General features: G+C 70.6%; 10 protein-coding genes. 5 read left to right on the top strand and 5 right to left on the bottom strand.

What is annotated here, in order from left to right; translation table 11 throughout:
• Positions 1-216: 216 nt before the first annotated feature.
• From AC5RUH_RS13005 to AC5RUH_RS12985, 5 genes are all read left to right on the top strand, one after another.
• On the top strand, positions 217-1,080 hold the full coding sequence (locus AC5RUH_RS13005) for a universal stress protein (protein WP_494012795.1): 864 nt from the start codon (positions 217-219) through the stop codon (positions 1,078-1,080).
• 246 nt (positions 1,081-1,326) lie between these two features.
• Positions 1,327-2,376 carry an efflux RND transporter periplasmic adaptor subunit gene (locus tag AC5RUH_RS13000; RefSeq protein WP_494128784.1) on the top strand — a complete coding sequence of 350 codons (1,050 nt, stop codon included), beginning with the start codon at positions 1,327-1,329 and terminating at the stop codon, positions 2,374-2,376.
• Positions 2,373-3,086: an ABC transporter ATP-binding protein gene (locus tag AC5RUH_RS12995; protein ID WP_494128783.1), complete on the top strand. Its 714-nt coding sequence runs from the start codon at positions 2,373-2,375 to the stop codon at positions 3,084-3,086. Before AC5RUH_RS13000 ends, AC5RUH_RS12995 begins: the two co-directional genes overlap by 4 nt.
• Positions 3,083-4,276, top strand: coding sequence for an ABC transporter permease (locus tag AC5RUH_RS12990; RefSeq protein ID WP_494128782.1), 1,194 nt, complete (start codon positions 3,083-3,085; stop codon positions 4,274-4,276). Before AC5RUH_RS12995 ends, AC5RUH_RS12990 begins: the two co-directional genes overlap by 4 nt.
• A 73-nt stretch (positions 4,277-4,349) precedes the next feature.
• Positions 4,350-4,817, top strand: coding sequence for an SRPBCC domain-containing protein (locus AC5RUH_RS12985; RefSeq protein WP_494128781.1), 468 nt, complete (start codon positions 4,350-4,352; stop codon positions 4,815-4,817).
• Positions 4,818-4,830: 13 nt separating this feature from the next.
• On the opposite strand, the gene rarD is transcribed toward AC5RUH_RS12985, so the two are convergent.
• From rarD to AC5RUH_RS12960, 5 genes are all read right to left on the bottom strand, one after another.
• Positions 4,831-5,850 (bottom strand): EamA family transporter RarD, encoded by a 1,020-nt coding sequence (rarD, locus tag AC5RUH_RS12980; protein WP_494128794.1) that lies wholly within the window; start codon positions 5,848-5,850, stop codon positions 4,831-4,833.
• Between the two features lie 71 nt (positions 5,851-5,921).
• Complete coding sequence (locus tag AC5RUH_RS12975) at positions 5,922-6,920, bottom strand: DUF6177 family protein (protein ID WP_494128780.1); 999 nt, start codon at positions 6,918-6,920, stop codon at positions 5,922-5,924.
• A 2-nt stretch (positions 6,921-6,922) separates the two neighbouring features.
• Positions 6,923-7,354, bottom strand: a complete 432-nt coding sequence (locus tag AC5RUH_RS12970) for a hypothetical protein (RefSeq protein WP_494128779.1) — start codon at positions 7,352-7,354, stop codon at positions 6,923-6,925.
• Entirely contained in the window at positions 7,347-11,402 is a 4,056-nt protein-coding gene (eccCa, locus tag AC5RUH_RS12965; protein WP_494128778.1) for a type VII secretion protein EccCa, read from the bottom strand. Before eccCa ends, AC5RUH_RS12970 begins: the two co-directional genes overlap by 8 nt.
• The coding region (locus tag AC5RUH_RS12960) for a hypothetical protein (protein WP_494128777.1) at positions 11,399-12,085 on the bottom strand (687 nt) is incomplete at its 5' end. The genes eccCa and AC5RUH_RS12960, both read right to left, overlap by 4 nt.

The following is a 12,085-nucleotide window of genomic DNA, read 5'->3' as shown; positions in this document are numbered from 1 at the left end:
GAACGGGCGGCTGCCGGATCCCTCGCCAGCGAGGGTTTCCGGCGGCCGCCCGCGGCCGTTCTGGAGGCCGCTCCGGCCGCCCGCCCCGTCCTGCTCCCGGCCTGTTGCCGCCGGCGGTCTCGGGTTAGAGTCGGAACCATCATCGCGTCACCGGGTGCGGATGTTGCCGGCACCGTCGCATCCGCTGCCCCACGGACAGGGACAGGGGTAGTTTGCATGCGTTATGTGGTGGGATACCAGCCGGACGAGCGGGGAGCCGATGCCGTGGCATTGGCCGTGGCAATCGCCCGGACGCAGGGGACGGGGCTGGATATCGTCTATGTGGTGGCAGACAGCGCCCCCTACGTGGCGTTGAACCCCGAAGGCAGCCGCGTCAGCGCCAGCGAGCAGGAAGTCCTCACCGCCCGCCGCGAGGCCCTGAAACTGGTCCCGGCAGACGTCAACGCCGAATTCAAGGTACGGTCCGCCGAATCGTTCGCCGAAGGGCTGATCGCGGCGGGCGAGGAAGCCGGCGCCAGGCTGATTGTCATCGGCGCCAGCAGCAACAGCCTGTTTAAACGCTTCACGGTGGGCAGCGTGGCAAACGCCCTCCTGCACGCCTCGCCGATTCCGGTGGCGTTGGCGCCCCGCGGGTACCAGCGGACAGAGCCGCTGACCCGGCTGACCGCGTTCATCGGCGAGCGGCAGGGCGCGCAGGCCGCCCGGGACGTTGCCCTGAACGCGGCCTCGCGCCGCGGCCTGCAGCTGCGCCTGGTTTCCCTGGTCTCCCTGGACACCCGTGAAGCGCCGGACAGCGGCGAGGCTATCCACAGTGCCCACCTGCACGCGAACTCCGTGCTGGCCCAGGCCGCCACCGAACTGCCTCCCGGCAACGCCACGGTGACCGTGGCCCATGGGCGCAACATCGAAGAGGCCATCGATTCGCTGGACTGGGACGACGGGGAACTGGTGGTCATGGGATCCAGCCGGCTCGCCCAGCACAACCGCCTGTTCCTCGGTGCCACTGCGTACAAGGTCCTGCGTTCGCTGCCGGTGCCCATGGTGGTGGTTCCGCAGGAAGTGGACGGGGTGCGGGACTAAGGGGTGCGGGGAAGGCGGGGGATCGGCGGGGGCTCCGGATCAGGCCGCCGGCAGGCCGCTGCCGTGACTGTTGCGGCGCCGGGCGGTTCCGGTCTCCGCCCTGGCCGCCGGTAGCGGCCGTGTCTTGGCCGCCCGCCGCCATCCGGCACTGGTAACCTCCGTCACAAGCGGGTGTTTGTCTCACGTCATGTGTCAGCTTCCCGCCGTGACGCGCCTCAGGCGCACGTCGACGAGGGGGGATCCTGCATGAGTGCTGTGCGCCGCTACGTTCTGCCGGTGGTTTGGCTGGCGATTTTCGCCGTCATAGCTGCCGCGCTCTTCAAGCTCGCTTTCGTGGATGGCATGCGCGCGGAGGCGGTCGACCAGCAGCCTTCGGCCCGCCTGGTCACGCCCAGCGTACCCGCGGCCGTGGGCACGGTGATCAACGTGGTCCAGCTCGAGGGATCGGTTGCCGGCGACCCCGCCGTGACCGTGCGCAGCACGGCGGAAGGCACGGTGAACCACCTCTTCGTAGAGGCCGGGGCGAACGTGGCCAAGGGTGATGCGCTGTTCCAGGTGCAGAAGCCGGTGGAACCCGACGCCGTGCAGCAGGTTTCGCTCGAACCGGATCCGGAGGACGAACCGGCCTTACCGGCTGCCCCGGCGTATACCTACGTGAACGTGGTGGCCCCGGCCGCCGGCAAGCTGACCGACCTGTCCGTGCTGGTGGACCAGCAGGTCTCGGTCGGTGCCGAAGCAGCCGTCATTTCCCCGGGCACCTTTTCGGTGACCGGGACACTGACCGCCGAGCAGCAGTTCCGGCTGCTCGACCGCCCCAGTTCCGCCACCGTGACCGTCATGGGCGGTCCGGCTCCCTTCGAGTGCAAGGCCGTGACGGTCGGGGAGAGCCCGGCAGCCGGGGCCCCGGGACCGGTACCGGAGCAGCCCGGGGATCCGTTCGGGCCGGCGGCCCCCGCGGCGACGGGCACCGTCAACTGCGCCGTACCGGCCGATGTCAGGGTTTTCCCCGGGCTGGGCGCGACGATCGATATCACGGCCGGAACCGCCGAGAACGTGATCGTGGTGCCCACCACGGCGGTCCGCGGATCGGTGGACACCGGCCTGGTGTGGGTGGTGGAGGACGACGGCGGGGCGCCGGTTGAGCGCCCGGTCGCCCTGGGACTGACCGACGGGATGCAGGTGGAGATCGTCGACGGGCTGGACGAGGGCGACCTGGTCCTGCAGTTCATTCCCGGCGCGCCGGGGGACCAGATGATGCCCGGGATGGAAGGCGATTTCGGCATGGTGGGCGGATGAGCGCTGCGGCGGCGGGGGCCCCGCTGCTGGAGTTGCAGGGCGTGACGCGGAGCGTGCACATCCCGGACCGCGGCCCGCTGCACATCCTGCAGGGCATCGAGCTGAGCATCGGTACCGGCGAGCACGTGTCGATAGTCGGCCGGTCCGGGTCGGGGAAGTCCACCCTGCTGAACATCCTGGGCCTGCTGGATGTGCCGAGCACCGGCGAGATGTTTTTCGAGGGGCGGGCGGTTTCGTCCCTCGGGGAAAAGCAGCGCGCCATGGCCCGCGGTGCCCGCGTGGGATTCATCTTCCAGCAGTTCAACCTTCTGCCGGGCCGTACAGCACTGGAAAACGTCATGGTCCCGCTGCTCTATGCCCGCGGCCGGCAATTCTGGCGGCGCGAGCGGCTGGCCGCTGAAATGCTCGATCGGGTCGGCCTGGGCGACCGGCTGGGGGAGAAACCGCACAGGCTCTCCGGCGGTGAGCAGCAGCGGATCGCCATCGCGCGGGCGCTGGTGCGCTCGCCCAGGCTGATTCTTGCCGATGAGCCTACCGGCGCCCTGGACATCGAAACCGGGCAAAACGTGATGGCCCTGCTGGACGAGGTGGTTCGGGAGTCGGGTGCGGCCCTGGTGACCATCACGCACGATGCAAACGTGGCGGTCCTGGCCCAGCGGCACTATCGGCTGGGCGACGGGATTCTGCACGCTTCGGAGCAGGCAGCATGACCGGCGCCGTTGCCCTCCTGGTCGAGGCATGGGCCGAGCTGCGCATCCACAAGACCCGGGTCCTGTTGGCCTTGATCGGCGTGGCGCTGTCCGTCGCGGCCCTGACCACCGTCGTCGGGCTCGGCAACATGGCCAGGGAAGGCATCGTGCAGGGGCAGGAACAATCCGGAGGCCGCGCAGCGACCGTGACGGCTGAGGTCCACCTGCCGACAGGAACCGAGGAACCGGCGGTCCTGCAGGCCGCCTTCGAGGGGCTCGTGGAACGCTACGGCGTGGAATACGCGAGCCGCCGGGCCTTCGCCCAGGTTCCGTTCCAGTTCCCCCACGGCGTCATGACGGCCGAGACCACGGTGGTGGACCGCAGCTACGGCGAGATGCGGCGGGTCAACCTGGTCACCGGCCGCTGGTTCACGGAAGCCGACGCCGCGGCGCTTGCGCCGGCGGTGATCATCAACGAAGCATTCCACCGGCAGCTGGGTGCACCGGACCTGGCGCTGAACCCCGTGGTGCAGATCTTCCAGCAGCGGCCGATCGCGGCCACCGTGGTGGGAGTGATGCCGGACTTCCACCAGGAAGCCATGGCCCAAGCCATGATGCTCACCAACCACTACGAGCGTTGGGGCCTCGGCGGGGAGGCAGGTCCTCCTCCCGTGCTGGAAATGTGGCTCCCGGCCGAGCTCGAGCCGGGCCTGAGCGCGGCGATCGCCGGTGACCTTCAGGCCCAGTTCCCCGATGCCCAGGCGAATGTGTACCGCAGCGACTATGCCGCCTGGGGCGACCCGTTCGAGGGCATCCAGTGGGCGGTAGGCGGCATCGCCGGCCTGGTGCTGCTGCTGGGCGCCGTGGGACTGCTCAACATTTCGATGGTGACGGTCAGGTACCGGGTGCGGGAGATCGGCATCCGGCGCAGCTTCGGGGCGACCTCCGGCCGGATCTTCTTCGGCGTCATGCTCGAATCGGTGGTCGCGACGTTCGTGGCCGGCGTGGCGGGGGTGATGCTCGCCGTCGCCGTGGTGAAGAGCCCGTGGATCCAGGACCTGATCGCCCAGGGCATCAGCGAACTGCCGCCGTTCCCGGTGGAAGCGGCGCTGCTGGGCATCGGCGCCGCGACGGCCGTCGGCGCACTGGCCGGCCTGATCCCGGCGGTGGTGGCCGTGCGGGTCAAGGTGATCGACGCGATCCGATACTAGTGCTGGGCCTGCCCGGCGGGCCGGACCGAAGCGGCAGAGCCCGAAGTGCCCGAGGGTGCGTTAGCCTCCGGGTATGCCTCTCCTAAGTCGTGCCGTTCACGCGGCGAAGGGACACGTGTCCCACAGGTGGTCCATGCCGGTGCCCGCGGCCCGCCTTTGGTGGGGGCTGACAGACCCGGAAGCCTTGCCTCATTGGCTGGGGACATTAACGTCCGGGCGGTTCGTCGGCGGGGATGTGGTGACCATCCAGCACGCGGAAAACTATTGCTGTACCAGCCGGATTCTGGAATGTGAACCGGAAAAACTGCTGCACATGACGTGGGACTTTCCGGACGAGCCGCCGTCGCAGGTGCGGATCATCCTCACCCCGGTCGGCAGTACGACCACCCTGGACCTGGCCCACGACGGGCTGGGGAGCGAAGCGGTCAATTACCTGCCCGGTTGGCACGCGCATCTTCTCTACTTGGAAGCGCTCACCATGGGCCGGCCACGACCCATGTCCGACTTCTGGTCAACGCACGACGGGCTGTCCGGCCTCTAGCCGCCGCACCCCGCTAGGGTGCCTGGGCGGCCGCCGGCTCCCCGCCGGCCTTGGGCGCCCGCTTCAGGGCCACGGCCATGTCCGTGGTCAGGATGGCCAGGGAGAGCCAGACCAGGCCGAAGCCGATCCAGCGTTCCAAGGGCATGGGCTCGTGCAGGAAGACGAGGGCGATGATGAACTGCAGGAGCGGGGCCAGGTACTGCAGCATGCCGACAGTGCTCAGCGGCAGCCGGCGGGCGGCGGCGCCGAAGAACAGCAGGGGCAGCGCGGTGATCAGGCCGCTGGCGGCCATCAGCCAGAAGTGGCCGCCGCCTTCGGAGAGCAGGGTTGCCTGGCCGGCGGCCATCAGGATGAGCATGACGGCCACGGAGACCGGGGTCAGCACCAGCGTTTCCACGCTCAGGCTGGTGACGGCGTCGACGCGGCCGCCGATGTTCTTCTTGACCAGACCGTAGAACCCGAAGCTGAGCGCCAGGATCAGGGCAATCCACGGAACATTGCCGTACCCGAAGGCAAGCACCAGCACGGCGGCGAAGGCAACGCCCATGGCGGCCCACTGCGCCGGGCGCAGCCGTTCCTTCAGCAGGATGACCCCCAGCAGCACGGAGACCAGCGGATTGATGAAGTATCCCAGCGCGGCCTCGATGGCGTGTCCGTTCAGCACCGCGAACACGTAGGTCAACCAGTTGACCGCGATGAGGCCCGCGGCCAGGGACAACGTCCCGAAGGTGCGCCTGTTGCCCAGCGCGGCGCCGAAGGTGCGCCAGCCGCGCAGCGCCGTGATCAGCAGGAAGCAGAACAGCAGCGACCAGACAATTCGGTTGGCGACGATCTCCAGCGGGCCGGCGGGTATCAGCGCGGTGAAGTACAGGGGGAGGATGCCCCAGAGGCCGTAGGCCGAGAGGCCGTAGGCCATGCCGGCCCGGGTCTCGGTGTCCCGCCCCCCGCGGGACGCAGCGCTGGCGCCGCCATCGTGGCTCCCGGCCACGCGGGCGGGGGAAGAGGGCTCCGAGGTGGCACCGCCGTCGTTCATGGACACGCTGGCGACAACCTCCGGTCGGTGATTTCTATTCCACCCACCGTACCCCCGTGCGGCCGCGGCCGTCAGAACTTCCCGCCGGCCAGCTTTCCCACCAGGTCGCTGAATTCGTCGAGCGGATGCTGGCGGCCCCCGGAGGGATCGCGGTGATAGGTGACGGCGAGCGACTGCAGCGGCGGGACGCCCACCAGCCGCGCGCGCTCGCCGGCGGCGGCCAGGGCCTGCTGCGGGCCGAACTGCGCCAGCGCCTCCGGCCCGAAGAACGAGCATGCGGGGACGCTGACGCCGGTGAAGCGCGCGGGAAAGGCCAGCCGGTCCAGCAGCATGGTGTGCCCCGCGAGCGCGGTGCGGGCGTGGGCGCGGTGCATGGCCGAACCGAAGGAGGCCAACTCGTCGTCGCTGAGCGGGTCCACCGATTCGCAGAACAGCTCCACCGACTCGTGCACACCCGTCGACGAGCGCGTCACGGTGAGCACGCCGATGGACGGCACCTCCGTGCCGGGGCGGGGACGGCCGACCACGACGATGTTGCCGGTCATCGGCGCGAGACGGAAGCAGTAGTCGGTGAGGCCGGCAACGTCCCACGGTTCGCTGACCGGCTCGTGGATGCCCCAGCCCACCGGCGCGGCGCCGGTCAACTCGGCGAACAGCGCGGCGGTGAAGTCGCCGATGCGGGTGGATGCGCTGGCGGGATGCAGGATCTCGCCGCGGGCCTGGATCACGCCGTCGGATCCGGCCGGTGCCTGGAGGTAGTCCGGTGCCAACTGTTCCTCGGCGGCGAAGACGTCCCCGCCCCAGCGGTACTGCTGGCCGGTGAAGCCGTTGTAGAACGTGCCGTCCGCGGCGCTGGCCATCCAGATGCAGCCCTCGCGCTGGAGCAGCTGGTACAGCGGCAGCGTCAGCTTGCCGGTGCTGGGCGTCATCACCACGAACTGGCGCTCCGATGCGCGGGCGGCCACGTAGGCGCGGGTGAGGGCGGGGGAGAGGAACGCCAGCGGCTTGTCCTGAAAGACGACGGCGGTTCGTTCGGTGTGGAAATCGAAGGCGGACGCGTGCATGCCCATCCCTATTCTCCGGACCCGGGCAGTTGGTGGGTGACGACGGCGCCGCGGCACCGCACGGCGATGTTCTGCGCCACCCGGTAGCCGAGGGAGTCGCCGTCGGGGATGCCGTTGCGGACCGTGATCTCCTGCCACCACAGGTCCTGGTGCTCCGGCTCGGCGAAGTCCGGGTGGTCGGAGAAGATCGACGGGATCGGGGTGCCGTCGATGGCGTTCACGGTGGCGCCGGCGAGCAGCCGGGACACCTCGCCGGGAACCCGGACCAGGCGCGGCAGCTCGACGGCCAGCAGGGTGGTGCCGTTGCCGTCCTCGACCTCCAGCAGGGCGTTTCCGGCGGCCTCGCGGACGTACTCCTGCGGCACCACGGCCAGCAGCGAAACCATGACCACGTCCTGGCCCGGCTCATCGAGCGCGACGACGGTGACGGTGTTAGACATTAACGGTCGCCTCCAGCGGGGTCCACAGGGTCTGTACTGTCTGCACGGGCCCGCCGGAGCGGACCAGCAGGCCGCGGCCGGGCGGCAGCCGGCGGGCGCGCACGTTGTTGAGCAGGCCGCCTTCGGAGCGGTCGCCGGAGAGGATCAGGCCGGTGCTGCCGGAGTCCCGCAGCGCGGCGAAAAACTGTTCGTACATGCCGCGGCCGGCCCCGCGCACCCGGCGGGTGAGGATCACGTTCAGCTGCAGTTCCGGGCCCATCGGCAGGTATTCGATCAGCGAGCGGAGCGGGCCGGCGCCGCCGGCCGTGAGGATGTCGTAGTCATCGGCCAGCAGGACGATCCGCGGGATGCTGTCCGCCTCGCCGATGCTGTCCTGCATCGCGTCGCCGCCGGTGGTCCGCTTGGACAGCTCCGAGGCGATCGCGTTGGCCAGCGGCTCGGCCTGGGCGGCGCTCGGCGCGTAGCCGCCCAGGTAGGCGTCCGGGACCACGTCGGCCAGCGCCCGGCGGGGATCGAAGACGGCGAAGACCAGGTCCCGGGACGGGTACTGCGCCACCAGCGAGGCGACCAGGGAACGGACCAGGTTGGTCTTGCCGGACTGTTCGTCGCCCATCACGATCAGGTGGTGCTCGCCGCGGACGACGTCCAGCATTTCGGGGCCCAGGTCGGTCTCGCGCAGGCCGAGCGGCAGCAGGCCCTGGAGCGCCGGGACCTCGAGCTGGGCGGCTTCCACCACCTGCGGCAGGATGCGCACCTGCATGGCGCGGGCATCGGTGGAGGCGGCGACGGCGGCCACCATGTCACGGGTGCCCTGCGTGGCCGTGTCCGCGTCGGCGACGCCGTCGATGCGCGGGAGCGCGAAGTGGCCGAAAAGCCTGGCGTCGGTCAGCGCGCGGCCCGGCCGGTCGGCGGGCATGGTCTCGGCCAGTTTGCGGCCGTAGGAGGAATCTGCCGGATCCGCCAGGCGCAGCTCGATCTTGGTGCCGAAGAAGGACTGCTGGGCCAGCCGGATCTCGTTTTGCCGGTTGGCGGTGGTGACCACGTGGATGCCGTAGCCGCCGCCGCGGGCGATCAGCGCGTGCACGGCCGGTTCGATGTCCTCGAATTCGTCGGTCAGCAGGCCGTAGCCGTCCAGGACCAGCACGACGTCGGCGCTCGGCAGCTCCGGAATCTTGCCTTGGGCGCAGAGCCTGCGCAGGGTGGCCAGCGAATCCACCTGGTACTTCTCGAAGACGATCTCACGCTCGCCGAGCATGGCCAGCACTTCTTCCACCGTGCGGCGGACTACCTCGCGGTTGGTCCGCACGGCCACTCCGCCCACATGCGGCAGGCCCTCCAGCGGGATCAGCGAGTTCCCCAGCAGGTCCACGCAGTAGATGCCTACCTCCTGCGGGCTGTGGGTCAGGGCCAGCGAGGCCGCGATGGTGCGCAGCGCGGTGCTCTTGCCCGACTGCGGCCCGCCGATGATGGCCACGTTGCCGCCCGCCGACTTCAGGTCCAGTTCCCACACGCCCTGCCACTGTTTGGCCGGGTCATCGAGCAGGCCGATCGGGACCTTCAGCCCGCCGCCGGAGGCGAGCCGGATGCCCTGGCTGGTGGTGGTCACCGAACCGGCGGCGGTGTCCAGAGCCAGCGCCGCCGGCAGCGGCGGCAGCCAGATGGGATCCACGGCGCGCGGGAATCCGGCCAGGGTGGCCATCAGCGTGGACAGGACGGTCGGACCGGTGGTGCGCTTGGACGCCCCGGTACGCGCCGGCCTGGCGGCAGCAGCGCCGGCGTCGTCCGCCCGCTCCAGGCTGGCCGCATACGTGGGCATCGGCAGCACCCGGGGGCCGTCGTCGCCGGCGGTTTCGTCCGCCTCCTGGGCCTGGACATCCTCCAGCGGCCCGGAGACGTACCCGGCCTTGAACCGGGTGTAGACCGTGGTATCCACCTTCAGGTAGCCGTATCCCGGGACCGGCGGCAGGTGGAAGGCATCCGGCGTGTCCAGCACGGTGCGGGATTCCGATTCGGAGAGCGTGCGCAGCCCGATCCGGTAGGACAGGTAGGTCTCCAGCCCGCGCAGCTTGCCGGACTCGATCCGCTGGCTGCTCAACAGCAGGTGCACGCCGATGGACCGGCCGATCCGGCCGATGGAGAGGAACAGGTCGATGAAGTCCGGCCGGGCGGTGAGCAGTTCGCCGAACTCGTCGATGATCACCACCAGGTGCGGCAGCGGCTCCATGGCCTCGCCGCGGGCGAGCCGTTCCTGCCGGTGCAGCTGGTAGTCGGTGATGTTGGCGATGTTGCCGACGGCCTTGAGCACTTCCTGCCGCCGGACCACCTCGCCGTTGAGGCTGGAGTAGATTCGTTCGATCAGGCTCGCGTCATCGGCCAGGTTGGTGATCACGCCGGAGACCTGCGGCGCGTCGGCGAAGGGAGCGAACGTGGCGCCGCCCTTGAAGTCCACCAGCACCATGGACAGCAGTTCCGGCGGATGGGTGGCCAGCAGACCCAGCACCAGCGACCGCAGCATCTCCGACTTGCCGGAGCCGGTGGCGCCGACGCAGAGCCCGTGCGGGCCCATGCCGAACTGCGCCGATTCCTTCAGATCCAGCAGGGCCGGCCGGCCGCGGTCGTCGGGGCCCAGCGGGATCCGCAGGAAGTCCACTTCGCTCCGCGGCTTCCAGAGCCGCCTGATGTCCGCCTCGTCCAGCGCCGGGCTCAGGCCGAGCATGTCCAGGAAGCTGTCCGAGCTGGCGGCGGTGTTGTGTTCCAGCGAGTCCGCCGAGAGCCGCATCGGTGCCAGTTCCCGGGCCAGCGCCTCGGCGGTCGGCACGGCCAGGGGGTCCAGGGTTCCCTGTTCCACGACCGGCTCGACCGGATCCTCGCGGTAGTTCTGGATCGTGAATCCCGAGTCCGACGGCGGGGCGCCGGAGGCCGCGGAATCCGCGGCCGCGCCGGCCTGGGTGACGCGCACGCTGACCTCGCCGGGCTCCTGGCCGCGGTCGGCCACCAGATGGACCACCGTGATGCCCAGGTGGGCCAGTCCGGCGTGCCGGTCCGGCAGCACGAGTTCTTCGGGCAGCCCGCCGTAGCAGTCGGCGAGCACCAGCAGCCGCGGGAGGTGCTGACTGGCGCCCCGGGCGTTCTTGGAGGATTCGGCAGCCACCACCGCGCGGCGGTTCAGCTCGTCGGCCAGCACGGCACCGAGTTCGTCCAGGGACCGGGCCATCCGGCGGACCGGGCCGGTGGCGTGGGCCTGCTTCTGGTCCGCCAGATGCGGCAGCCACAGGGCCCAGTCCCAGTCGCCCAGCCGGTCTTCGCCGGCCGCGATCCCCACGTGCAGGTCCTCGGGCGAGTGGAAGGCACAGGCCTCGGCGAGCAGGTTCCGGGCGGCGTTGAGCACGAACCCGCGGGAGCCGATGATGCTGACGTTGCCGGCCGAGTCCAGCGGCAGGGTCAGCGGCAAATCCGGCGACGTCTCATACCGCCGCTGCAGGATCCGGACCTCGTTGTCCATGAAGGTGTCGCGCTGGGCCGTGGCCGGGCCCTGCTCGTTGATGGTGATCTGCCGGCTGATCCGCTCGCCGGAACCGATCCGCACATGCAGGAAGTCCTCGTTGCCGCGCCGCCGCTCCCAAAGCCGCTGCGTGTTGCGGACGATGTCGAAGAGGGCAGTGGGCTCCGGGTTGCTGGTGCGCGCCGTGGTGATGGTGCGCTGCTCGTCGGCGCGGAGCGTGGCCCGGCACTCCTCCAGGTATTCCAGGTAGCGGTCGCGTTCTTCGGCTCGGGCGCGGGCCGCCCGGCCGCGCTGGCCCAGCATCATGACGATGGACGCGACGACGGTCACGATCATCGCGATGGCGCCGACGGCGGCCAGGCTGTTGCCGCGGAAGAGCATCATCACGGTCATGGACAATCCGGCGCCCAGCAGCGGGATCAGCGCCATGGCGTTCATCCTGCCGGCCTTCTCGCCCATGGGCGGCGGGGCCTCCAGGCTGAAGGGGGCGGCCTCGCGCGCCGGGGCGGTGGTCCGGGCCGGCCGGTGGAAGATCTTCACGCTCATCGGCCGGTGTGCTCCATCGCCAAAGCCAGCGCGGTGGAGGCCAGCTCGGCCGCCTGCAGCCGGACGGCGCGGGACATCAGCCCCGGGTCGAGTTCCACTCCGCCGGCCAGGTGCCGGTCGTAGCCCAGGGGCAGCACGGAGATTCCGTCCCGCGCCAGCAGCTTCGCTTCGGCCATCGGGTCCAGCGGGGCGTCGGCATCCGTCCGGGTCAATACGGCCAGCAGGCCGGTCCCGGCCAGCTCAGGGGTGGCCGCCCACGCGGCCGCCGTGCGCCGCACGTCCTGGACCCCGGCCACCGAGGCGGGGGCCACCAGCACGGCCAACTGCGCGACGCCGATGGCCCAGTTGGTGTCCGGGTTCTCGCCCGGGCCGGTGGCGCAGTCGTAAACCGCCACCGGGCAGTACCGGGAGATGTTCTGGCCGGCCGCCGAAAGCGCGGCATTGCCGGCATGCCCGCCGAGCGCACGTTCCCCGGCCACCCAGAGGTTGGGCCCGGCGGCGGCCAGCTGCCGGCGCAGGTCGTCCGCGCTCCCGGCGGGGGAGTAGTGCAGGACGGAGGCGGCGTCGTCGATGGCCGGTGCGTCCGGCACCCCGAGCCGCAGCGCCAGGGTCCCGCCGGCGGGCGCCAGGTCGACGGCCGCGATGGTGTCCTGCCGGGCCGCCGCATACAGCGATGCGAGCAG

It is taken from the genome of Arthrobacter sp. Y3223166 (assembly GCF_059090935.1).
The sequence above is the reverse complement of the archived record's forward strand: the minus strand, read 5'-3'. Positions and strand labels throughout refer to the sequence as shown.

Coding starts and splice junctions, on each gene's coding strand:
- AC5RUH_RS13005 (WP_494012795.1), top strand. CDS start 217: ATGCGTTATGTGGTGGGATACCAGCCGGACGAGCGGGGAGCCGATGCC.
- AC5RUH_RS13000 (WP_494128784.1), top strand. CDS start 1,327: ATGAGTGCTGTGCGCCGCTACGTTCTGCCGGTGGTTTGGCTGGCGATT.
- AC5RUH_RS12995 (WP_494128783.1), top strand. CDS start 2,373: ATGAGCGCTGCGGCGGCGGGGGCCCCGCTGCTGGAGTTGCAGGGCGTG.
- AC5RUH_RS12990 (WP_494128782.1), top strand. CDS start 3,083: ATGACCGGCGCCGTTGCCCTCCTGGTCGAGGCATGGGCCGAGCTGCGC.
- AC5RUH_RS12985 (WP_494128781.1), top strand. CDS start 4,350: ATGCCTCTCCTAAGTCGTGCCGTTCACGCGGCGAAGGGACACGTGTCC.
- rarD (WP_494128794.1), bottom strand. CDS start 5,850: ATGAACGACGGCGGTGCCACCTCGGAGCCCTCTTCCCCCGCCCGCGTG.
- AC5RUH_RS12975 (WP_494128780.1), bottom strand. CDS start 6,920: ATGGGCATGCACGCGTCCGCCTTCGATTTCCACACCGAACGAACCGCC.
- AC5RUH_RS12970 (WP_494128779.1), bottom strand. CDS start 7,354: ATGTCTAACACCGTCACCGTCGTCGCGCTCGATGAGCCGGGCCAGGAC.
- eccCa (WP_494128778.1), bottom strand. CDS start 11,402: ATGAGCGTGAAGATCTTCCACCGGCCGGCCCGGACCACCGCCCCGGCG.